At 57.8% G+C, this 22,622-nt stretch carries 23 protein-coding genes; 4 read left to right on the top strand and 19 right to left on the bottom strand.

Annotation, left to right across the window (positions count from 1 at the left end):
* Window positions 1-93: 93 nt before the first annotated feature.
* The 15 genes from JAO32_RS05030 to JAO32_RS04960 form a co-directional block, all read right to left on the bottom strand.
* Window positions 94-930 carry a 2,3,4,5-tetrahydropyridine-2,6-dicarboxylate N-succinyltransferase gene (locus tag JAO32_RS05030; RefSeq protein WP_334238130.1) on the bottom strand — a complete coding sequence of 279 codons (837 nt, stop codon included), beginning with the start codon at window positions 928-930 and terminating at the stop codon, window positions 94-96.
* A gap of 95 nt (window positions 931-1,025) precedes the next feature.
* Complete coding sequence (locus JAO32_RS05025; RefSeq protein WP_334238128.1) at window positions 1,026-1,496, bottom strand: hypothetical protein; 471 nt, start codon at window positions 1,494-1,496, stop codon at window positions 1,026-1,028.
* 81 nt (window positions 1,497-1,577) lie between these two features.
* Window positions 1,578-2,474: a 4-hydroxy-tetrahydrodipicolinate synthase gene (dapA, locus tag JAO32_RS05020; RefSeq protein ID WP_334238126.1), complete on the bottom strand. Its 897-nt coding sequence runs from the start codon at window positions 2,472-2,474 to the stop codon at window positions 1,578-1,580.
* A gap of 42 nt (window positions 2,475-2,516) precedes the next feature.
* On the bottom strand, window positions 2,517-3,137 hold the full coding sequence (locus JAO32_RS05015; RefSeq protein ID WP_334238124.1) for a TMEM175 family protein: 621 nt from the start codon (window positions 3,135-3,137) through the stop codon (window positions 2,517-2,519).
* A gap of 9 nt (window positions 3,138-3,146) precedes the next feature.
* Window positions 3,147-4,397, bottom strand: coding sequence for an aminopeptidase (locus tag JAO32_RS05010; RefSeq protein ID WP_334238122.1), 1,251 nt, complete (start codon window positions 4,395-4,397; stop codon window positions 3,147-3,149).
* Between the two features lie 81 nt (window positions 4,398-4,478).
* Window positions 4,479-5,156 carry a 4-hydroxy-tetrahydrodipicolinate reductase gene (locus JAO32_RS05005; RefSeq protein WP_334238120.1) on the bottom strand — a complete coding sequence of 226 codons (678 nt, stop codon included), beginning with the start codon at window positions 5,154-5,156 and terminating at the stop codon, window positions 4,479-4,481.
* Window positions 5,157-5,331: 175 nt separating this feature from the next.
* Window positions 5,332-6,801, bottom strand: coding sequence for a lysine-sensitive aspartokinase 3 (lysC, locus tag JAO32_RS05000; protein ID WP_334238118.1), 1,470 nt, complete (start codon window positions 6,799-6,801; stop codon window positions 5,332-5,334).
* Window positions 6,798-7,919 carry an aspartate-semialdehyde dehydrogenase gene (gene asd / locus JAO32_RS04995; RefSeq protein ID WP_334238116.1) on the bottom strand — a complete coding sequence of 374 codons (1,122 nt, stop codon included), beginning with the start codon at window positions 7,917-7,919 and terminating at the stop codon, window positions 6,798-6,800. Before asd ends, lysC begins: the two co-directional genes overlap by 4 nt.
* A gap of 80 nt (window positions 7,920-7,999) precedes the next feature.
* Window positions 8,000-8,305, bottom strand: a complete 306-nt coding sequence (locus tag JAO32_RS04990) for a hypothetical protein (protein ID WP_334238115.1) — start codon at window positions 8,303-8,305, stop codon at window positions 8,000-8,002.
* 3 nt (window positions 8,306-8,308) lie between these two features.
* Window positions 8,309-8,515, bottom strand: coding sequence for a hypothetical protein (locus JAO32_RS04985; protein WP_334238113.1), 207 nt, complete (start codon window positions 8,513-8,515; stop codon window positions 8,309-8,311).
* Window positions 8,516-8,565: 50 nt separating this feature from the next.
* Window positions 8,566-9,045 carry a transcriptional regulator NrdR gene (gene nrdR, locus JAO32_RS04980; protein WP_334238111.1) on the bottom strand — a complete coding sequence of 160 codons (480 nt, stop codon included), beginning with the start codon at window positions 9,043-9,045 and terminating at the stop codon, window positions 8,566-8,568.
* A 28-nt stretch (window positions 9,046-9,073) separates the two neighbouring features.
* Entirely contained in the window at window positions 9,074-10,105 is a 1,032-nt protein-coding gene (locus JAO32_RS04975; RefSeq protein ID WP_334238109.1) for a lysylphosphatidylglycerol synthase transmembrane domain-containing protein, read from the bottom strand.
* 4 nt (window positions 10,106-10,109) lie between these two features.
* Window positions 10,110-10,802 carry a lytic transglycosylase domain-containing protein gene (locus tag JAO32_RS04970; protein WP_334238107.1) on the bottom strand — a complete coding sequence of 231 codons (693 nt, stop codon included), beginning with the start codon at window positions 10,800-10,802 and terminating at the stop codon, window positions 10,110-10,112.
* A gap of 47 nt (window positions 10,803-10,849) precedes the next feature.
* Entirely contained in the window at window positions 10,850-11,731 is an 882-nt protein-coding gene (locus JAO32_RS04965) for an HAD-IIB family hydrolase (protein ID WP_334238106.1), read from the bottom strand.
* A complete protein-coding gene (locus tag JAO32_RS04960; RefSeq protein WP_334238104.1) occupies window positions 11,728-12,645 on the bottom strand; it encodes a DMT family transporter in 918 nt (305 codons plus the stop codon). The genes JAO32_RS04965 and JAO32_RS04960 overlap by 4 nt, the downstream gene beginning before the upstream one ends.
* 34 nt (window positions 12,646-12,679) lie before the next feature.
* Here JAO32_RS04960 and JAO32_RS04955 point away from each other — a divergent pair, with 34 nt between their 5' ends.
* Window positions 12,680-14,086: a hypothetical protein gene (locus tag JAO32_RS04955; protein WP_334238101.1), complete on the top strand. Its 1,407-nt coding sequence runs from the start codon at window positions 12,680-12,682 to the stop codon at window positions 14,084-14,086.
* 5 nt (window positions 14,087-14,091) lie between these two features.
* Here JAO32_RS04955 and mreD read toward each other — a convergent pair whose 3' ends face one another.
* The 3 genes from mreD to JAO32_RS04940 form a co-directional block, all read right to left on the bottom strand.
* Complete coding sequence (gene mreD / locus JAO32_RS04950) at window positions 14,092-14,622, bottom strand: rod shape-determining protein MreD (RefSeq protein ID WP_334238099.1); 531 nt, start codon at window positions 14,620-14,622, stop codon at window positions 14,092-14,094.
* Between the two features lies 1 nt (window position 14,623).
* On the bottom strand, window positions 14,624-15,754 hold the full coding sequence (gene mreC / locus JAO32_RS04945) for a rod shape-determining protein MreC (RefSeq protein ID WP_334238097.1): 1,131 nt from the start codon (window positions 15,752-15,754) through the stop codon (window positions 14,624-14,626).
* 66 nt (window positions 15,755-15,820) lie between these two features.
* Window positions 15,821-16,885, bottom strand: coding sequence for a rod shape-determining protein (locus JAO32_RS04940; protein ID WP_443082572.1), 1,065 nt, complete (start codon window positions 16,883-16,885; stop codon window positions 15,821-15,823).
* A 183-nt stretch (window positions 16,886-17,068) separates the two neighbouring features.
* Here JAO32_RS04940 and ald point away from each other — a divergent pair, with 183 nt between their 5' ends.
* From ald to JAO32_RS04925, 3 genes are all read left to right on the top strand, one after another.
* Window positions 17,069-18,181 (top strand): alanine dehydrogenase, encoded by a 1,113-nt coding sequence (ald, locus tag JAO32_RS04935; protein WP_334238093.1) that lies wholly within the window; start codon window positions 17,069-17,071, stop codon window positions 18,179-18,181.
* 119 nt (window positions 18,182-18,300) lie between these two features.
* Window positions 18,301-20,676, top strand: a complete 2,376-nt coding sequence (locus JAO32_RS04930; RefSeq protein ID WP_334238091.1) for a sensor histidine kinase — start codon at window positions 18,301-18,303, stop codon at window positions 20,674-20,676.
* The gene (locus JAO32_RS04925; protein ID WP_334238090.1) at window positions 20,673-22,037 is read left to right on the top strand and encodes a sigma-54-dependent transcriptional regulator; all 1,365 of its coding nucleotides are present in this window, start codon (window positions 20,673-20,675) and stop codon (window positions 22,035-22,037) included. Before JAO32_RS04930 ends, JAO32_RS04925 begins: the two co-directional genes overlap by 4 nt.
* On the opposite strand, the gene JAO32_RS04920 is transcribed toward JAO32_RS04925, so the two are convergent.
* Window positions 22,018-22,536, bottom strand: coding sequence for a GNAT family N-acetyltransferase (locus tag JAO32_RS04920; protein WP_334238088.1), 519 nt, complete (start codon window positions 22,534-22,536; stop codon window positions 22,018-22,020). The genes JAO32_RS04925 and JAO32_RS04920 overlap by 20 nt on opposite strands.
* Between the last annotated feature and the right edge of the window lie 86 nt (window positions 22,537-22,622).

Genomic DNA, 22,622 nt, shown 5'->3' with positions numbered 1-22,622 from the left:
CGTTGCTGATGGCGCTTTTGCGGGGGATTACAGTCCGGCAAAAACGGCAAAGCCCGGCTCGGGAGCCGGGCTTTGGGTGTTCAGAAAGCCGATTTAGCGCAGCAGGTCTTCCAGTGCGAGCGAAAGCTCGGTCTTCTCGTCGCGATACTTCACGATGATGGGGGTGTAGACGCTGAGGCCTTCCACGCCGGGCTTGGTGATGGCGCGCGAGCCGGGGACGACGACCGCGCCTGCCGGGATGATCAGCGGTGTGTCAGCCGTGGCTTTAATAACGGTGTTGTTCACCACGTCATAGACCGGTGTGCCGCGCGTCAGGATGGTTCCGGCGGCCAAAACGGCCTTGCTGCGTACGATGGTTCCTTCGTACACGCCGGTGTTGCCGCCGACCAGTACGTCGTCTTCAATGATGACGGGGGTGGCGTTTACCGGTTCCAATACGCCTCCGATCTGGGCTGCCGCGCTCAGGTGGACGCGCTTGCCGATCTGCGCGCAGGAGCCGACCAGGGCGTGCGAGTCGACCATGGTGCCTTCATCCACGTAAGCGCCCACGTTGACGTATGCCGGGGGCATCATTACGACCGACTTCGCAAGATATGCGCCGGCGCGGACGCTGGATCCACCGGGAACAACACGGATGCCCTGTTCCGCGGCGAACGTGCGCGCGGGGTAGGTGTGCTTATCGACGAAGGAGCCTGCCGACATCTCGACCAGGTTGCCGAGGCGGAAACCCAGCAGGATGCCGCGCTTGACCCACGCATTCACCTTCCAGCCGATGGGGCTGGTGGCGTCGGGTTCGGCAGAGCGGATGGTGCCGGCTTCCAGCGCGTCGCGGAGTTCGTTGAAGGCGATGACAGAGTTCGGGTCGGCGGCAGCGGATGCGCCAAGAGAAAACGCATGCTCGATGCGCTGTTCCAGATCATTCAAAGGCATAGGAAAAGTTTATCAAGCGTAAGGCGATCAATTGATGAAAGAACGAGCCATCGCCGTGCAGACGATGGCTCGTTTCGTAATTACTCGGAGCCGGTTTAGTGATGTCCGCCGCCACCGGGATGACCACCGCCGCCAGGGCCACCATGACCGGAGAAGCCTGGTGCGTGTTCACCTCCCGGTGAGTGTGGCGCGTTGCCAATGTGGCCCTGTCCGTCGCGGGCTTCATTGGCGTGGAAATGATTGAACGGAGCCTCGCCACGTGCGGGGAATGGCCCATGATAGCCATAGTGGGGATCGTAACGATTGTCCACGTGGCCGTAGAAACCGTGGGGTCCGTGGAACCATGGGCCAGCGCCAATGAAAACGCCGCCTGTGAACCAGTCCGGGCCGTAGTAGCCGTAAGGTGCGCAGTCATAGGGCGCGTAATCAAAGTAGCCGTAAGGGCATACAGGTGCAGGGCCGATGTTGACGCCGATTGAAACCTGCGCGCGGTCCGTACTGGGAGCAGCCAATGCCAGGGCGGCAACTGCAACCGCGGACAGGCCAAATGTTTTCCAGGAAGCCATGAATGTGTAACTCCTCTCGCTATCGTTTGATAGCAGACGGAGAACACTTCGTTGCGGCGTCATTCTATGACAGCAAATCGATTACAGCAGATGGAGTTGCGTGGCGATTTTATTTAGCGATAAGCGCGTCTTGTCGCCAACGGGCAGCATCGGCAGACGAAGCGTGTCGCCCGCAATGATCTTCATCTCTGCCAGCAGCGCCTTGGTGGGCGCTGGGTTGGGTTCGGCGAAGAGCACTGTGTTTAGCGCCTGAACCTTCTTTGCGGCTTCGGCAGCGGCTTCGCGATTGCCGGAAAGTGCGGCTGTAATCACTGCCTTTACTTCCTTCGGCGCAACGTTCGAAGCGACAGAGATAAGTCCCACGCCACCGCCTGCAATGATGGGCAGCGCAAGATAATCGTCGCCGGAGAAGACAGCGAAGTTTGCCTGCTTGATAGCAAGCAGTTCGCCGATCTGCGCGAGATTGCCGCTGGATTCCTTGATGCCGATGACGTTTGGCAACTCGGCCAAACGAATCACAGTCTCCGGAAGCAGATTCGCAGCGGTGCGTCCCGGGATGTTGTAAAGCAGCACCGGCAGCGGTGCGACTGCATCCACGATCGCCTTGAAGTGCAGATACTGGCCTTGCTGTGTGGGCTTGTTGTAGTAAGGGTTGGCGGTCAGAATGCCGCTCAGTCCCTTGATCTTTGCAATGCGCTGCGCGCGCGCCACGGCTTCGCGTGTGCTGTTGTGCGTGCATCCGGCTACAACGGGAATGCGCCCAGCGGCAGCTTCAATCACGGTGGCGATGACCGCATCGGTCTCGTCTTCGGTCAGTGTGCTGGCTTCGCCGGTGGAACCGCATGCCACCAGGAAGTCGACGCCACCTGCAATTTGCATCTCCACCAGTTTCTTCAGCGAAGCGTGATCAACGCTCTCGTCCGGGTGAAAAGGGGTGATGATCGCAGTGCCGAGTCCAGTGATAATCGCGGGTTCCATACCACTGTTGAGTGTATCGCGAACAGCGGCGAAACACGCCTGTCAGTCGCAGCGGCTTACGTAACGAATTCCACCGTCTGGATGCTTGGTGCCGAACTTCGGTGCAATCCAGATGAGCGTGGTGATCAGTACCAGCGCCAGCGAAAAAATCGGCTTGAAATACGCCATGGGAATAGCGGCTACGTACAACGCGATGCTGGTGCCGTGTTTGATGGCTTCGCTCACATCTGTTTTCGGAATTTGCTCGCCCAGATCCTGCCGCAGATGATCCACCGATGCGCGCAGCAGGAAAAATGCGAAACCGGCAAGCAGCATGATGGCCGCGTACAGCGCCGTGGCAAAGGAATCAAAGTGGTGCTCTTCAATGTAATCCGTGAAGAAGGGAACGAATGAAGCGCAAAAGAGCCAGAACAGGTTGGCCCAAAGCACGCGATAGTTCACCACTTCAATCCGCGCGCAGATAGCGTGATGGTTGACCCAGTAGATGGCAATCATCAGAAAGCTGAGCGCGTAAATGCCAAGCCGAGGCAGAATGCTGATGAAGCCCGCCAGGCCGTGTGCTTCCGGCACATGAAGCTCCAACACCATGATGGTGATGATGACGGCGATCACACCATCACTGAAGGCTTCCAGTCGGGTTGACTTCATCATTTCGGCGGGCATGGCGGCAGCTTACACCCACTCACCGTTGCGCATTAGCGGCTCCTCTGTGCCATCAGCAAAGACGCCGTCCACATTCATTTCACCGGAGCCGATCATCCAGTCCACGTGGATCAGGCTGCTGTTGGCGCCCTTGCTGTTCAGCGTAGCTTCGTCCATGGTTTCACCGTCAATGATGCAGGTAGCGTAGGCCTGACCCAGCGCGATGTGGCTGGCTGCGTTTTCATCGAACAGCGTGTTCCAGAAGAGCAGACCGCTCTGCGCAATGGGCGATGAGTGAGGCACAAGTGCGACTTCGCCCAAATGGCTTGCGCCTTCGTCTACGGCAATCAGTTTCTTCAGTGCCTCTTCGCCTGCGGTGGCGTGAGCTTCCACGATCTTGCCGTTTTCAAAACGTACGCTGATGTTTTCAATCAGCGTACCCTGATGCGACAGCGGCTTCGATGCTGTGACGGTGCCGTTCACGCGGTCCTTGTGCGGTGTGGTGAAGCACTCTTCCGTGGGGATGTTCGCGTTGCAGAAGATACCGTTGCCGCAGACGCCGCCACCACCGGCCCACAGATGATCGTCCGCAAGACCGACGACGAGATCAGTGCCGGGGCCGCGGAAGTGCAGCGCGTGATACCGCTTGTCATTCAGCAGCCCCACACGCTTCATGATGTTTTCGCCGTGCTGTTTCCAATCGGCAACCGGATCGTCGCCCGTGATGCGCGATGCGGAGAAGATGGCATCCCACAGGCGAGCGACGGCTTCGTTTTCTGGTAGGTCAGGGAAAACCAACTTGGCCCATGCAGGTGTGGCACCGGCGAGGATGCTCCAGTTGATGGCGTGGCGCGTGACCAGTTCCATCGCGGGCTTGCTGGCCTTGGATGCAGCAACGTTGGCACGGCTGATCTTGCCGGGGTCTTGATCCTTCAGGAGTGCCGGGTTTGCGCCGGTGATGCCGAGGCGTGCAGCGTTGCTGCGAAAGGCTTCCGCGATGCCGTCAGCCAACCACTTCGGTGTGAAGTCGAATGCAGCGTCAGGTGCATTCTGGTAGCGCGCGAGTGTGGCCACGTCGTCCTGATAAAGCACCGTCACGGCGTACGCGCCAGCCTTGTATGCCTCTGCCACAACCTTGCGGATGAAGGGAATGTGGTCGAGCGATGCGGTAACGACAACTTCCTGGCCTTCGCGTAGGTTCAGGCCAACGCGAACGGCAACGAGTGCAAGGCGGTCGAGCTTTTCATCGAAGGTGAGATTGGCAAATGGCTTGTTGGACATCGGTAAATTTCCTCAGGAGCTAAAGTTCCTTGTTGCTTGTAAGACAGAGCGGCCCGGCATCAGCCGGGCCCTTTGTATGGTTTAGATCTGCGTGAAGATATCGCGGAAGTCGTAGACACCCTTGCGTGTGCTGAGCCATTCAGCCGCGCGCACTGCGCCTTCTGCAAAACCACGGCGGCCAAAGGCTTCATGGCGGAGGCTGAGCTTGTCGCCCGCACTGATGGCTTCGGCAATGTGAATGCCAGCCACATCGCCTTCGCGAATGGATTCGATTGGCACCTCGCCCGCTGCATTCATCGCCTGCTGGATGCTGACGGCTGTGCCGCTGGGCGCGTCCAGCTTTTGCGTGTGGTGCGTCTCTTCAATTTTGAATTCGTAGCCGTATTTCTTCAGGGATTCGGTCATCTGCTTGGCAAGTTGCAGCATGACCTGCACGCCAATGGAATAGTTCGTGCCATGCAGTAGCGCGGCATCCTTGCGAATGGCGAGACCTGTCATATCGTTCAGGTGCTGATACCAACCCGTTGTACCTACAACTACCTTCGCTCCTACGGCGAGGCATGCGCGGAGATTCGTCAGCACTGCGTCCGGCGTAGTGAAGTCAATCACCACATCGAATCCTGCAACGAAGGGGGCGGTCAGGGCCGCGCCGCGTGGGTTTTCCTTCGCATCCAGAACATGTACGCCGTGACCGCGTTCTGTGGCTACTTCCGCAACCAGTTTGCCTGTTTTGCCGTGACCCAGGACGAGCATCCGCATGGTTTGTTTCCCTCAGGGCTTTAAGCCCTTTATCTCTTGGCCGGTTGCGACACGGCTCAAGCCGTGTCTTTGTGACTTCGTACTTCCTGTGTGTCGATCTTAGTTGAGTAAACCCACGTCTCAGATGCGAGACGTGGGCCACACGATCTTTATTAACGCTATGGAGCTCTAACTGTTACTGCACCGTGATGCGCGCAGGTTCATTCACCGGAGGTGCTCCGGTGGTATTGGCGCGTGCGTCCAGGTCAAAGATGTTCGGGTCAGGATCGGCAAAGAAGGTGCTGTGCAGCGAACGGATCGCTTCCGATGCATCGTCTTCTTCGATCATGAAGCTCATGTTGATTTCGCTGGCACCCTGCGAGATCATGCGCACGTTGACGTGACCGATAGCTGTGAATACCTTGCCGGCAATGCCAGCGTGTCCACGAATGTCTTCGCCAACAAGGCAGACCAGCGCCTTGTTGCTCTCGTACTTCACGTCGGCAATCTTCGAAAGGTCTTCCGCAATCTGCGGCAGCTTATCGCTGGTATCCACGGTTACGGAGATGGAGACTTCCGAAGTGGAGACCATATCGATGACGACCTTGTGCTTATCGAATACGTCGAAGACAGCCTTCAGATAACCATGCGTCATCAGCATGCGGCTGGCGACGATGTCCACGATGGTCAGCTTCTTCTTGACCGCGATGCACTTGAACGGCGAACGGCACGGCGGCGCAACCGCGCTGATGCGTGTACCTTCGTTTGCAGCATTGCGGCTGTTCAGCACGAAAACGGGGATGTTTTGCTGTACAGCAGGCAGAATCGTTGCAGGATGCAGTACCTTCGCGCCGAAGTAAGCGAGTTCCGCGGCTTCTTCAAACGAGATGGTCTTCACACGCAGCGCGTCCGCACAGATGCGCGGATCGGTGGTCATGATGCCGTTTACGTCGGTCCAGATTTCAATGGCTCCGGCGTGCAGACCGCCACCCACCAGAGCAGCAGAGAAGTCGCTACCACCGCGGCCCAGCGTGGTGGTGACGCCCTTTTCGTTCGCTCCGATGAAGCCGCCCATCACAGGCGTCAGGCCCTGCTCAATCAAGGGAAGTGCATGTTCCTTGAGGCGGGCTTCGATCAATGTTTCATTCGGAACAGCCTTGCCGTAGCTGTCGTCGGTCACGATGCAGTGGCGCGCGTCCAGGTGTGTGCCCTTGATACCGGCAGCGTCGAATGCAGCAGCAACGATCTGGCTGCTGAGTCGTTCGCCATAGCTGACCACGTTGTCGGTGGTGCGCGGTGTCAGCTCACCCACTGCGGCAATGCCGCGCAGCAGGTCGTCCAGGTGATCGAAGTCGTGCTGGATGTGATTCAGCAGCGCGTTCAACTGCGGCTGCTTCACCAGTTCGCCGGCGGTCTCCAGATGGCGTGAACGCAGACGCGCGGAGAGCGCGAGCGCGCCGGATTTGTCACCGTTACCGGCTGCTGCTGCGGCGGCAAGGAGCGTGTCAGTCACCTTCGCCATCGCGGAGACAACAACAACAGCTTCCAGACCCTTTTCGCGGCGGCCACGAACAACGGCTGCAGTGCGACGGATTGCAGCAGCATCCTCCACTGAGGTGCCACCAAACTTCATCACAACGAGTTGCGGACGGGATGCGGTGCTCATGCATTCACCAACTCATTCTCGGCCAGTCCAGCGCCGGTCTTTGTGTGCAGATGTTTGCCGGGAAGCAGGTCCATCTTGGCCAGGACCTCCGCGTTCAGCACAGCGGCGCCAGCGGCTCCGCGCAGCGTGTTGTGGCTCAGCAGAACAAACTTCCAGTCCAGCAGCGGGCACTCGCGCAAGCGGCCCACGGTGGTGCTCATACCGTTGCCTGCACCCACGTCAAAGCGCGGCTGCGGGCGGTCTGCTGCATCGGTGAAGATCACCGGCTGAGCAGGGGCAGTGGGCAGATGATGCTGTGCCAGTGGCTGGAACTCGCTCCACGCGGCCAGAATCTCTTCACGCGTGACGGGCTTCTTGAACTTGATGGAGACACACTCGGTGTGGCCATCGATCACGGCAACACGGTTGCAGTGTGCGCTGACCTTCGCGGGCAGCATGTCGATGCTATTGCCGTTGAACTTGCCCAGCAGCTTGCCCACTTCTTCCTGCAGCTTTTCCTCTTCGTTCTTGATGAAGGGAACCACGTTGCCGAGGATGTCCAGGGAAGGCACACCGGGATAACCCGCGCCGCTGACGGCCTGCATGGTGCTGACAAACAGCGCGTCAATACCGAAGCGCTCTTCCAGCGGCTTCAGCGCAAGGACGAGGCCAATGGCAGAGCAGTTGGGATTGGTGACGATATAGCCACCGCTCTTGGAGGTGTAAGCAGCCTGCTTCGTCAGCAACGGCAGATGGTCTGCGTTGACCTCAGGCACGACCAGCGGCACATCCGGCGTCATGCGGAAGGCCGACGAGTTGGAGATGACGGCGCATCCCGCATCCGCAAACTGCGGCTCCAGTTCCTTTGCAATGTCGCTGTCCAGCGCGGCGAAGATGATCTTCGGCACTTCGCCGGTGTTGGCGGCAGGCGTGTTCGGCTGCAGCACCAGGTCGGCAATCCGCGCGGGCATGGGGGTGTCCAGCTTCCATTTGGCGGCGTCGGCATAGCGTTTGCCCGCCGAACGATCGCTTGCCGCGATCCACGTGATCTCAAACCACGGGTGCTGGTCCAGAAGTTGAATGAAGCGTTGGCCGACTGTTCCGGTCGCGCCGAGAATCCCCACCTTGCGACGTTCCATGTTGTTCTGCAGTCCTTAATCCATACCGGATGTATCTGTTAAGGATACCGGATTGCAGCGGCAACCATCGAATTTCGGCTTTAGTATTCCGTAACGCCGCGACGGGTGACGTAAACCGTTCGCGTTCGAGTACCGATAGCGCCCCATGCGATGAGCAGGCCAACAGCGTGAATCAGGAACCAGATGCTGAGGCCCTGCGTGGTGTAAATCCAGAAAAGAATCAGAATGCGCGGAATCAGAAGCGCCACCAGCGTAGGAATCAGGCTGATGACAAAGACATTTCCCGTATGCCCCTGCAGGTACAGCGCCAGCAGCGAAAGCCGCGGCAGGAACAGGCTGAGGATAAGAAACCAGAGGGGAAGTCCCAGCGAATGGAGATCGGGCATGGCTTATTGCACCTTTGTTGGGGGAGGAGTCTGAGCCTGAGGCTGCTGATTTTGTGGTGGCGGAACGGGCGCAGCCTGTCCAGCCTTGCCGGCGTCATGGCCGCTGGGCGCAGAATCAATCACCGCGCCACGCTTCACGGCGGCGTCGGGTTTGCATCCGGCAATGGCAACCATCAGAACGCACAACAGCGTTCCAGCCAGCAATTTCATAACTGCTGTGATGCCATGCGAATGGATGTGGTTAGCGAAGCGGGGAAGTTTTATATTCCCGGAGAGGTCTTACGGAGCCGCGATCCCAGCAGCTCTTCCAGTTCTGCCTTGAATTCGCGCACGTCCTTAAAGTCGCGGTAGACGCTGGCGAAGCGGATGTAGGCCACGGTGTCAATGTCCTTCAGCCGCGTCATGATCATCTCGCCGATTTCCACGGTGGTGCGTTCGCGCTCCGGCGAATCCACCACGTAGGCCTCGGTTTCGTCCACGATCTTGCCCAGTTTGCCTGTGGGTACGGGCCGCTTCTGGCAGGCGTGCAACAGGCCGTTCAGGACCTTCTGCCGGTCGAACTTCTCACGTCGGCCATCTTTCTTGACGACCATGTACGGAATTTCATCGATGCGTTCGTAGGTGGTGAAGCGCTTGTTGCACTTCTCGCACTCGCGGCGGCGACGGATGCTATCCGCCTCCTTGCTCTCGCGTGAATCAACGACTTTATCCTGAGCCCAGCCGCAAAACGGACACTTCATGCGAAGCCCATTCTATCAAGCATTGTCGTCATGACTTCTGTGCGCTTTCGCGAGCCACGGTGCGAAGGTTCACGCTCTCCACGCGGGCATAGATCAGTCCGGGCAGGATCACGTTGATCGTGGTTACGAAATACATGATGATGGCTGCACTTGCCGCGAGCTCTGCCGGAACACCAAACAGGCGAGTCAGCGCGCCGAAGGTGAGTGCTTGTGCTCCGCCACCAACACCCGGCAACGTCACAATTCCTCCCACCACACTGAATCCCATCAACAGCAAGCAGTGTGCGATGGTCAGGTTGTGCACCGGCGCGGGAAACGCCTTCATGGTGAGCACATAGGCAATCGCAACGGCTCCCCACAGCGCAAAGCTGCACACGACAATGCCGATGAAATCACTCGTGCTGCCGACTACGTTCAGGCCGTTGCGGAATTCCAATACTTTGACTTCCGCGCTTTGTCCTGCCGGCTTGGAAAGGATGCCCACAATGTGGCGAATCAGCCGCGCCATGAATTCGCCCGCTACTCGAACAGCGATAACGAAAGCGGCCAGGACAGCGATCATGGCGGCGATGACCCATCCCAGCTTGTGAAACAGCTCATGGTAAGGCAACGCGTTCAGTTGCGGACTAACGATGAGATTTCCGGCAAATAGAATGCCGAAGGCTGCGAGATCAAAGATGCGCTCCACAGCGACAACCGCGATCTGCGAAGAAAACGACAGGCCGGTGCGTCGGCTGACGAGGTAAGGGCGAATCAGTTCACCCACGCGCCCGAAGATGGCGAGGCCAGTAAAGCCGATGAACTGAGCGCCAAGCAGCGTCCACCACGGTTTCCGTTGTTCTGGCGGCAGAGACGGCTTCAGAAAGATTGTCCACCGAACGGCGCGTGCCACGGAGTTGCTGTAAACCATCAGAGTTGCCAGCAGAAACAGCGGCAGATTTACCTGTCGGCATGCCAGCCAGAATGCGTGCCAGTCAAAATGCGATTGGTGAATCTTCCAAAGAAGAAATGCTGCAAGGAGGACAACGACCGTCCAGAGAGCGATGCGGCGTTTATTCATGCTTTTAGCGAACCACCGTGGCGGAAACTGCGCGTGCCTGTTCCGCAACACGGCGATTAAATTCACGGATCACGCGCGCCACATACGCCTGCGTTTCGCGGTAGGGCGGGATGCCATGATAACGATCCACTGCCCCGGGGCCCGCGTTGTAAGCGGCCAGCGCGAGAGCAAGATTGTCGTGGTATCGAGTCAGAAGTTGGTCCAGATAGGCGCTGCCGCCGTTCACATTCGATGCGGCGTCAAAGCTGTCTTTCACGTTTAATTGGTTCGCAGTGCCTGGCATTAACTGCATCAGGCCACGTGCTCCTGTACGCGATACGGCCTTCGTGTTGCCGCCGCTCTCAGCCTGCACAACAGACGCCAACAGTGCCACGTTCACGTTATGGCGTGCGCCGGAATCGGCAAGGATGGTGGCGGTCCCGGTCTTTTCGTGGGGCTCGGCCTTCGTGGACGTGGATGCAGGCACATCCGGAGCTACCTCAACTGAGGTGATGGAAGACGCCGCAACATCCATGAAGTTGTCTGCGCGGAGATACAGTCGGGTCACGTCCGTGGAGAGTGCCTCGTGGCGTTCGCAAGTAATGCTGAACCCATTGCGCAGCGTCACCACCTCCGCAGCGCGTGCCGCAGCACCGCACATACCCGGTAGCAAAAGAAGCGCTGCAATCCTTCGGACGGAGAGGGAGGCCATCCCCATCAGAGTAGCATCCGGGGTTTTACAGATCGTGTCAGCGGAAGCCAATATCATTCGCCAAAGCAGAGGGCAATCGCTTCGGCGACGCCATCTTCGTGATGATGCCGCGTGACGGTCCAGTTACGCTCTTCCGCCAGTAGACGAAGTTCGTCCGGGGCATTGCCCATCAACATGGGCCAGCGGGCATGTTCCAGCATGGTCAGATCGTTCCAGTTGTCGCCAATGGCCATCAAATCGTCTGCTGCAAGTCCTTCTTCATTCAGCAGATGCGACAGTCCCGCGCCCTTCGAACAGCCCTGCGGAAGGATATCCAGAATGCACAGATCGCGCAGCGGATAGACCGTCCTTGTCAGTGACAGGCGGCCTCCGTGCGCTGCATCCAGATGGCGGAACGCCGTTTCCATACGTTCTATGCCGCCGCACAACATTGCCTGAATTGTGGGGAACTCTGCTGTATGAAAAGCGGATTCAATGGGGGTAAAACGGCGAATATCCGCTGCGTTTGCCACCATCCATTTCTCAATACTGGCGTGCAGATCTTCCACTTCCTCCAGCACCAGTGCACCACCGGCGTCGTTGCCGTGCGCGTCCATAGTGTCAAAGGTAAAAACAAGGCAGTTGCGATAGCCGCTGACCGTTTCGCATAGCCATAGGGCAGTCTCAGCCGACATCTCTTCGCGGAAGATCAGGCGACCATCCATGGTGCGCGCCACGGCCCCGTTGGAGCTGAGCACGATGTCGTCAGGCTGAAAGTTGCCGGTCTGCAGCACTTTCATGGCATAGCTATGGCGACGCCCCGTAGCGATGACGATGCGCGCACCGGCGCTGCGTGCGCGATCCAGGGCATCCTGATTGCCGGGCGACACGGTGCCGCCGGGATGCACCAGTGTGCCATCCATATCGATGGCAATCATCTTCGGCGTGTCGCTCATACCGTCTCCATCTGGATGGAATCGCTGGCTACCTCTCCGCGCGTCGAGAGCACCACAGCCGCGCCCACAATCAACGATCCACCAACCCATGCAATTAGACCGAGACGTTCATGCAATAAGGTCACGCCAAGCACTGATCCGATGACCGGCTCCAGATTGATGAAGATGCCGCCCTGCGATGCAGGTACCTGCGTCATGCCCCAATTCCATAGGAGGTTGGTTGCAGCGGTGCAAAGAACACCGCTGGCTGCCAGTGCAAGCCACGCTTTTACAGATATGTTGTGTACCGGCGGCATGCCGTACTGCAACGGCACCCACACCAGCAGTATGATCGTTCCCAGCACCAGGCTGCGCGCACTCACCTCCAGCGCACTGTGGCGCAGAAGAAGTTTTTTATTGCCCAGCAGCCACACCAGCGCAATCACCACAGAAAGAACGATCAGAGAATCACCCAGCAGAGAAGAAGTTCCGCTGGCGTCATGACCACCCAACGCAATCATGCAGGCGCCCGTGGTGGACGCGATCAACGCACTCCATCCCACGGCATCCAGACGCTCTTTCAGGAAGATGGCAGCAGCTGCGGCAAGGATGACGGGCAGCGTGCCGATCATGAGCGCAGCATGCGAAAGGGAAGTGAGCGAAAGCCCCTTAAACTGCACCAGGAACTGAAGGGGAACACCGAAAAACGCAGCAAGGAGCATCAATCGCCATTCGCCAGCCGTCCAGCGATCTCCGCGGCCTTTAACCAGTGGCAGGATGGGAAGTGCTGCAAAAAGAAAACGATACAGCACCATGTGACCCACGCTGACCTCGCGCAGGGCGATCTTGCCAAAGAAGAATCCTGTGCCCCAGAGCGCTCCGGCCGAGGCGCAAGCCAGAAATCCAAGCGGACGGGAAGTGGTAGAAGAGGGCATCTTTCCACTGTCGCACAGGATGGCGCAACGCATCGTGAGCAGGTTGTTGAAGGCTCGCGTTACCATAGGATTCGCAACCCGGACCATTGCCGCAATGCCTGCCTCGCTCCGTCACCGCTTGTTCTTGCTCGCGCTGTTATTGCCCGGTCATGTCTTTGCGGCGGCAGTGAATGACGATCCTGCGACCAAGCCAGCCGTTCCCGCGATTCAATTACCTTTGGAGCCCCTTGGCTATCGTCCCATGACGTCTGACATGGGATTGCGGGCTGGTTATACAAGTGCCACGGTTCATTTCATTGATGCTGACCATCTTCTCCTGACCTACACGGCAAAGAAACTGATCAAGCGTCTGCCGGATCAGCGCGAAACCGACGACGACCACTTTGTGCGTGCGTTGGTGATCAGCCTGCCTGACGGAAAAGTGCAACGCGAGGCGGAGTGGCGCATGCATGACCGCGCGCCATACCTGTGGCCCCTCGGCAACGGACGCTTTCTGTTGCGGGTTCGAAACAATCTCTATTCGCTGGATCCAATTGGCAGCTACGATCCGTTGCATTTAGGGCAGCGGCTCCTGATTGAAAACGAAGATGATCTGGAAGCATTGCAATTCAGTCCGCAGCACGATCTGATGCTTCTGGAGACAACACCCGCGCGCAAAATCGGAGACGATCCTACGGATCAGAAGGAACGCCCCGTTTCGGTCTTCTTCTATGGTGTGGCCCTGGAGCCCGATGGGTCTGTTCGCCTGTCGAACCGTGGCCGTGCGGAGACCAAAAACGCATTCACGCTGTCGTTCACTTCCATGGGTGTTCTGGAGACGGTGCGTGAAGATCGCACACACTGGGGTTTCGATTTTCACGGTTATAACGGCGCCAAGATGGAACTGGGAGGCTTCACCTCCACCTGCCGCCCCATCAGCATGTTCATCTCGGACGCCGAGTTTTTTGCCTTTGGCTGCCGCGGTGGCGAAGAACACAAGCTGATGGGCGGATTCAACCTGCTGGCTGAGGCAAAATGGGTGTTCACGACCGACGATGAACCGTTGTGGCTGGCGGTGGAGAATTCACCTGCTACGGGCCGATTCGCCGTACGCAATACTCTGACATCGGTAAGTGCACAGGGGGCTGGCATTGCCGCCGACGCAACCGAGGTACGCGCAGAAGAGATTCGTGTTTATGGCAATCGTGAGGGCAATGAGTTACTCCGTGTCAACGCGACGCCGGTACAGCGTCCTGCAGGAAACTTTGCACTATCGCCCGACGGTATGCAGTTGGCAGTTTTCCAGGGATCGCAACTTTCCATCTTCAAACTGCCGGAACTAAAGCCTGCGGAACGTTCTCTGCATAACAAGGAGCAGGGAGCACTGGCACCGCTGCGTCCTGCCGCAACGCTGAGTGTTCTCAACGTGTTGAGCAGCGGCAGCGATAACCGAGCTCCGTAATTGCTCTACAGCACGCTATCCATGCGCGTGCGATCCAGCAGCAGGAAGATCGGGATTGCGACAGCAGAATTAATCGCGGCACGCAGCAGTTCGTGCACCCATCGTGGATGCGCTTCCGCCTGTCCCAGCAGGATGCTTTGAATCAGGTACAGCAGCACTGATTGCAGCAGGCAGAAGACGAAGTTCATGAGGACGCGCGTCGCCATGTTCTCCACGTCAATTTTCAGTCCGATAGACGCTGCAGCATATCCCAGAACAGACTTGGCAATGCCATTCACGCCGATGAACTGGTTTCCCGGAAGATCCTGCAGCAACCCAATAACGGTGCCAAAGAGAGTGCCGGCTATCGGGTTTCTCCACGCAATGGAGAAGTACAGCACGATGATCATCGGCAGATCCAGGATCGACAGCGGCTCCCAAATACGCGGCAGATAAGCGTGCAGGAACAGCGCACACAGCGGTACTGCCAGCAATACGGCTGGATGAAAGCTGTGCTCTTCCAACTCACGGCGATTCGTAAAGTGGCGACGGGGCATCTTACGGTTCCTCCGGCGCGTTGGGGGTGGTGTGCTGTGTAGGCGTTACAAACTGCGTATTCGGAGCTCCCGGCGTGAGGCTGGTGGCAGGTGGAGCCGCTCCCGGTGAATAACGATCCGTGTGGATTGCGGGCTGCGGCCTTGGCAGAGTAGGAGCCGGACTGGTCGCAGCGTTCTCGTCACCCGCTTTCTCATCGGCCTTCTTCAAGCCCGGCAGGCGATCCGCAACGACTTCGGCTGCCTTCTTGCCCTCTTCCTGATCATCGTCCGCTGCGGTGTTCAACTGCTGCGAAACCTCAGTTACCACCAGCACTTCTTCCAGCCGGTCGAGATTCGCCGCAGGCTTGATCGCAATGGTGGCATAGGGTTGATGATCCGGGTCGGGCTTCATGTAGATCACGTTGCCCACGGGAAGGCCGCGAGGATATACGCGGTCGCCACCGCTGGTGATGAGCGGTTCACCTGCCTTGATGCGTTCGTCGGGCAGCAGATTGTTGATGATGAGTACGCCGCCCGGCCCACCACGCAGAATGCCGCGGCTGCGTGTATTCAGCAGAATCACGCCAGCACCTGAGCTCATGTCATTCAGCAACAGCACCTGTGACGACATGGCAAACACATCGCGTATCTTGCCCACAGCGCCGTCCGGCGTAATTACCGCCATATCGGGGCGAATGCCGTCGTTGGAACCCTTATCAATCGTGACGATGCGGCCCTGATCACCGCCACCTGTGCCAATTACCTGAGCAGCTACGGTCTTACCTACGTACTGTTGCTTAAACGCCAGGAGGCGTTGGAGTCGCTGGCCCTGCCGCGCATCTTCTGCCAACGACGCTTCGCGCAGGCGCAACTGGTCGATTTGGTACTGGAGATCCTTGTCGTGCTGACGGACGTGGCGCAGGTCAATGTAGCTATGCCACACGCCACGCACGCCGCCACCCATGTGCTTTAGCAGCGATTCCACAGGCGCAATGGTGTACGCAGGCCAGGCCCGCAGACCGCGTACATGATGACCATCCTCCCGCGCCGCGTAATTCGCCCTCTTCATCTGCGACGCAAGGCCGATTACCTGCGCCAGAAGCACAGCCACAAGCACCAGAGCACTTTTGAAGCGGCTGAAGAAGGATTCCATGAAGTCAGCTTTGGCCTTTAGCTTTTAGCCGTTAGCTAAGAGCTAAAAGCTAAAAGCCCCGGTTCTTTAGTCGATGGCCACCTTGCGCAGCAGGCCAAAGTCATTCAACATGCGGCCAGTGCCCAACACGACGGATGCCAGAGGATCGTCCGCAATGGAGACTGGCAGCCCTGTTTCTTCACGGATGCGGCGATCCAGGTTCTTGATCAGCGCGCCACCGCCCGTCAGCACAATCCCACGGTCAGAGATATCGGCAGACAGCTCCGGAGGGGTCCGTTCCAATGCCACGCGGATGGCGTTCATGATGGTGGCAATGGATTCAGCAAGAGCTTCGCGAATCTCGGAATCGTCTACCGTAATGGTCTTCGGCACGCCTTCAATCAGGTTGCGGCCCTTGATTTCCATGGTCAGCGGCTTGTCCAGCGGGAACGCCGAGCCGATTTCCATCTTGATCATTTCCGCAGTGCGCTCGCCAATCAGCAGGTTGTACTTGCGCTTCAGGAAATTCATCACGGCTTCGTCCATCTGATTACCGGCCATGCGGACCGAACGCGAATAGACGATACCTGCCAGCGAAATGACCGCGATATCCGTGGTGCCGCCACCAATGTCGACAACCATGTTGCCACCCGGCTCCGTAATGGGCAGTCCGGCCCCAATCGCGGCCACCATGGCCTGTTCCACCAGATAGACCTCAGAGGCCTTCGCACGATACGCACTGTCTTCTACGGCGCGCTTTTCCACCTGCGTGATTTCAGAGGGTACGCCGATGATGATGCGCGGATGCACCAGCATTTTGCGGTTATGTGCCTTCTGAATGAAGTAGTTCAGCATCTTTTCCGTGTGGCGGAAATCGGCGATTACACCGTCCTTCATCGGACGAATGGCGATGATGTTGCCCGGCGTACGGCCGACCATCTCCTTGGCTTCCTTGCCCACGGCTTCCACTTCATTCGTTACTTTGTTGACGGCGATGATGGAAGGTTCGTTGACGACGATGCCTTTACCGCTGGCATAGACCAGAGTGTTTGCGGTTCCCAGGTCGATTGCAAGATCGTTCGAAAACAGCGAAAAAAGCGAGCGCATGGAGCGCTGACGGGAGGTGCGGCCCTGGTATCCGTTTTGAGGCATGGTTGGTGTGTGCTTCCCCAGCAAAAGGCGTTCTCCCCATTGTAGCCGCCGGACGGAGGAAAAAACGGTACACACAATTCGTCTTTGGTGTTATCGAACAGGCGAAGCCACGGCGAAATGGGTCAATGGATTCGCAACGTAAGGCTACCTTCGATAGTCTGATCCATGGAGCAGGAGAAGACCATGATTGTCGGTGTACCCAAGGAAGTTAAAGATCACGAAAGCCGCGTAGGCATCACCCCCGCCGGAGTACGCGCACTGGTAGAGGCTGGACATAAAGTGCTGGTGCAGACCGGCGCAGGCGAACTATCCGCATTCCCCGATGACGAGTATCAGAATGCCGGCGCAGAGATCGTGGGCAGTGCCTACGACACGTGGCGGCTGGTGGACATGGTCGTCAAGGTCAAAGAGCCTATCGAGAAGGAGTATCAGTACTTCCGTCCCGGCCTCGTGTTGTTCACGTATCTGCATCTTGCACCGCTGCCCGCATTGACGGAAGCCCTGATGGAGAAGCAGGTTACAGGCATTGCGTATGAGACGGTGCGTGACCGCGCTGGTTCATTGCCGCTGCTGACTCCCATGAGCGAAGTTGCGGGACGCCTCAGCGTGCAGGTGGGCGCGGAGTATCTACAGAAGACGAAGGGCGGTCGCGGCCTTCTGCTTGGTGGAGTTCCGGGCGTGCCTCCGGGCAACGTGGTCATCATCGGTGGCGGCATCGTTGGTATCAACGCAGCCAAGATGGCGCTCGGCCTTGGCGCAAAGGTTACGATTGTGGATCTCAGCCTGAACCGCCTGCGCGATCTGGACGACATCTTTAACGGTCGCGTCTTCACTCTGGCTTCCAACAGCTACAACATTGCAAAAGCTTCTTCAGAGGCTGATCTGCTGGTGGGTGGCGTGCTCATCCCCGGCGCCGCAGCACCAAAGCTGGTGACGGCTGCGATGGTCAAGAAGATGAAGAAGGGCGCGGTTATTGTGGACGTGGCCATCGATCAGGGCGGCAGCATTGAAACAGCAAAGCCCACCACACACACTGAGCCTGTATACGAAGTGGACGGTGTGGTGCATTACTGCGTCACAAATATGCCCGCTGCGGTGCCGAACACCTCAACGTTGGCGCTGACCAACGCGACGTTCCCCTACGTGTTGAAGCTGGCAAATGAGGGTGCTGAAGCAGCTATCAAGGCTGACAAGGGCTTTGCGGAGGGCGTGAATACTTACAAGGGAACGCTCACCTACCAGGCCGTTGCAGAATCGCAGAACAAGTCCTGGAAAGCAGTAGCCGATCTTCTGTAGTCCGTTATGACAATGGAAGGGCCTGTATCACGCCGCGTGACAGCGAAAGGATGCAGGCTCTTTTCGTTTCTGTTTCTGTAACGCCTATAATCGCGAACACCGTCACAGGAGGCATGATCATGGGCACAACACGCCAGCGCAAGATTTTGATGATTGTGCTGGGTGTATTCCTTCTCCTGTTGTTTCTCGGTCTGGCTGCGTTGAATGCATTCCGCCTGAGCTTCCTCACGCCGGATACGCCGGGTGGCATCTTCCTTTTCATTGCCGTCGCGTTTCTTGCCTTTCTGATCTTCCTCGCCATCCTGGTTCTGCTCATGCGCAACGTACTGAAGTTGTATGCAGAGCAGCGCAGCCGTGTACTGGGTGCTCGCCTGCGGACACGCATGTTGCTGGGCGCGGTACTGCTCAGTCTGCTGCCGGTGGGCTGTATGTATGGCTTCAGTTATCTGCTGATGAACCGCGCGATCGAGCGTTGGTTTGCCCAGCCTTCGGACCATCTGCGACAGGAGTCGCTTGCAGTTTCGCGTGATCTTTCGCGCTACATTGCGGCCAACGCGCGGTCTGAGGCGGAAGAGATTGCCAGCATCATCTCCGAAGCAGGACCAGACGTGACACCGGCAACGCTGCAGCGGGCAATGCAGAGCCATGAAGTTTCGCTTCTTGGCGGATTTGCTCAGGTGTACAGCGGTGATGTTGTGGTGTCGCGTTTCCATACGCCGCCCGATCCTGCGATCCTGAGCGTGTTACAGCCACCCGATACGCTTCCTGTGGAAGATGAGGGGCTGAGTTCGCCTTTGCAGAAACGTGATGGCGGCACGGTGAATGCCATGCTGCTGGCCGGTATCCGGCGCAACGACGAACCGATTCTTACGGCGGGTGGTGTCGATTACATTCTCGGCTCGGCACATACATCGTCTGGTCTGCTGGTGGTGTCAGGTGCGCCGCTGCCCAGCGGCATGACGGCGCATATCGCCACGTTGAATCGTGCGGGCCAGCAGTACTGGCAGTTGTTCCGCATGCGTCAGCAGGTACGCGCTACGTACATGATGTTGCTGATGATGATCACGGGGCTTGCGCTGTTCATCACAAGCTGGCTTGCACTGCATCTCTCCAAGCAAGTGACGAAACCAGTGGAAGCACTTGCCGATGCCATGACTGCCATCGCTCAGGGTAACTATCAGCAACGAGTGGAAGCGTCTGCGACCGAAGAACTCGGCGATCTGGTGCAGACTTTTAACACCATGGCTGACGATCTGGAGTCCAGCCGTCGCATGGTGGAGAAGACCACGCTGCAAATCTTCGAAGCCAATGTGGAAGTGGAAGCACGACGTCGCGAACTGGAAACCATGCTGCAGAACATTCCGAATGGTGTGGTCATGCTGGATGTGGACCGTCGCATCCGTGTGGTGAATCGCGCCTTCAGCGAAATGCTGGACCCCGGTGGCCAACGTGCATTTGTGGGATTACTGCTGGATGAGGTGATTCCTGCAGAAAGTCTGGAAGTGATTGACCGACTGTTACGACGCAGTCATCGCATGGGTTCTGCGTCAGCAGAAACGGAGATGCCCACACACAATGGAACACTGAATCTGGCCGTGACTGCGGCCATTCTTGAAACCACCAGCAGCGGTACACGCACGCCCGTGGGCTATGTGCTGGTGCTGGAAAACGCTACAGAACTTTTGCGTGCGCAGAAACAATCCGCATGGAAAGAAGTGGCGCGTCGTGTTGCACACGAGATTAAGAATCCACTCACGCCCATCTCATTGAATGCGGAACAGATTCGTCGCCACATTGTGCGTCTCGGCGATCTTCTGCAACAGCATCAACTGGAATCATTGTCGGTTGGCACCATCCGTCGTTCCAGTGAAGTCATCAGCGCAGCGGTGGAAAGCATGCGCGGACTCGTTGATCAGTTCTCGTCGCTGGCTGAATTTCCCAATGCGCAACCGCGTCCGGCAGATCTGAACACCATCATTGAAAACACGCTCAGCCTCTTTGCAGGGCGACTCACCGGTATTACCGTGGTGAAATCATTGCAGCCTCGGCTGCCGTTGGTCATGGCTGATCCCGAAGCCATCAAGCGTGCTCTCTCCAATCTCATCGATAACGCTGCCGAAGCCATGACCGGTGGCCTGTTGCGCGAGATTCATATCGAAACGCGCCGCAGCGAACAATCGCAGGGCATGTTGGAAATTGTGGTGGCTGACACGGGCCCAGGTGTCACAGACGATATGCGCGAGCGGCTCTTCCTGCCGTATTTCTCCACCAAGCAACGCGGCACAGGTTTGGGCCTGACCATCGTGGCGAAGATCATGGCGGACCATCAGGGCACCATCCGTGCGGAAAAGAACTTGCCCACAGGCGCGCGCTTTTTATTGGAAATTCCCATTGCGGCACCGTTAGAGAGCAGTGGGGGGCATGACATTGCAACGAGTGACGAACCCTCTGCATCGGAATTCTCAAAGGCAGACATTAGGAACGCATCCGCATGACCCACATTCTTGTTGTTGATGACGAAACAGAGATCCGCGAATCGCTGGAGACCATCCTGCGCGAGGAAGGCTACGTCGTCACCTCCAGCGGCACTGCCACGGAATCGTTGGAACTGATACGCGATGTGGAGTACGACGTGGTGCTGCTGGATATCTGGCTCCCTGATGGAGACGGGCTGGAAGTGCTGGCACGTATTCGCGAACTCGCACTTGCGGCGCCTCCTGAAGTCGTCATCATCTCTGGTCATGGAACGATCGAATCCGCAGTGCGTGCCACGAAGCTAGGCGCATACGACTTCCTCGAAAAGCCACTGTCACTCGACCGCACGCTGCTTGTGCTGAAGAACGCGACGGAAGCGCGTCGTCTTCGGCTGGATAATTCTGAGTTCCAGCAGCAGCTTGCGCAGAAGGCATATCTCACCGGCGAAAGCGTTCCCATGAAGGCGCTGCGACAGCAGATCCGCCTAATGGCTCCCACCAACGGGCGCGTACTCATCTATGGCGAATCTGGCAGTGGCAAAGAACGCATCGCGCGCACCATGCATGCGGAAAGCCTGCGTCCCGACCGGCCTTTTATTGAATTGAACTGCGCAGCCATTCCAGAAGACTTCATTGAAAGTGAACTCTTCGGCTATCGTCACGGAGCAGTTCCCGGCGGGCCTCCAGAAAAGCGCGGCACCTTTGAGCGTGCCGATGGCGGCACGTTGTTTCTGGATGAAGTCGGCGACATGAGCCTGAAGACACAGGCCAAAGTGCTGCGCACGCTGGATGAACAACGCTTCTATCCCGTGGGTGCGTCGCAGCCGGTACACGTCGACGTGCGCGTGATCGCCGCTACAAACAAGGATCTGGAAGACGAAATCATCAAAGGAAACTTCCGCGAAGATCTCTTCTATCGTCTCAACGTGATTCCGTTCTATGTCCCTCCGCTGCGTGACCGCATGGAAGACATCCCATCGCTGGTGCAGGAGTTCCTGAGTGAATTTGGCCGGCAGTATGGGCGTCCGCGTGTGGAGATTTCGCCTGATGCCATTGCTTCGTTGAAGCAGTATTCATGGCCAGGGAATGTGCGTGAGCTGCGCAATGTGGTGGAGCGTGTACTTATTCTGAATCCCAAGGCGCTCCGCATTGAACGCAAGCACCTTCCCGCGCTCCTGTCGCGCGAAGGAAGTGCGAAGTCCCGTAGCGAAGACTTCGGCACGCTGCTGCAGGCGCGCGAGGCTTATGAGCGTGACTACATCCTGAAAAAGCTGGAAGAGTGTCACGGCAACATAAGCCGCGCTGCGGAAGCACTCGGCCTGGAGCGCAGCCATCTCTATCGCAAGATGAAGGCGCTCGGCGTCACGATGAAGGAAGCGTAATGCGATAGCGGATGGTGCCCTCTTCTGCACCTTCGCCATCGAAACGCATGCCACACTTCTCCATCACACGGATTGATTCCTGCATGGCAGGAAAAGTATGTGCAATAACGCTGTGCACGCCCTGTGCGAACAACAATTGCAGTACTGCCTGCGTTGCTTCCGTGGCATAGCCATTGCGTTGCCACGGTTTCAGAATGGCGTATCCCGTTTCAGCTTCGTTTGCGCTGGTCGGAAACCCTCCTACCGTTCCAATCAAAACCGGTTCCGGCAAGGGAAGCACCACGTAGCGATTCCACCCGATAGTTTCCGGGTGTTCCGTGAATTGTTTGCGGAAGAAATCGAATACGTGTGGCTCCCAGTTACTGTCAGGCCACTCTGGAGGAACGCGTGCTTTAAGACGCGCAGCGAGTTCTGCATAGCTCGCGGTCTCTGCATCCAGCAGTTCCGGTGTAATGGCCACAAGGCGCAGTCGCGCCGTAAGAATGTCAGGTGTATTCAAGTGATTGTCTCCATCAGGATGGGCTACAGGCAAAGGTCAGCGCATGCACCGCGAAGAAGCGGTGCGTGCGAAATCACTTAGCAGCA

Source organism: Terriglobus sp. ADX1, assembly GCF_036877645.1.
Classification (GTDB): Bacteria; Acidobacteriota; Terriglobia; order Terriglobales; family Acidobacteriaceae; genus Terriglobus.
This window is presented reverse-complemented; position numbering and strand designations above follow the sequence as displayed.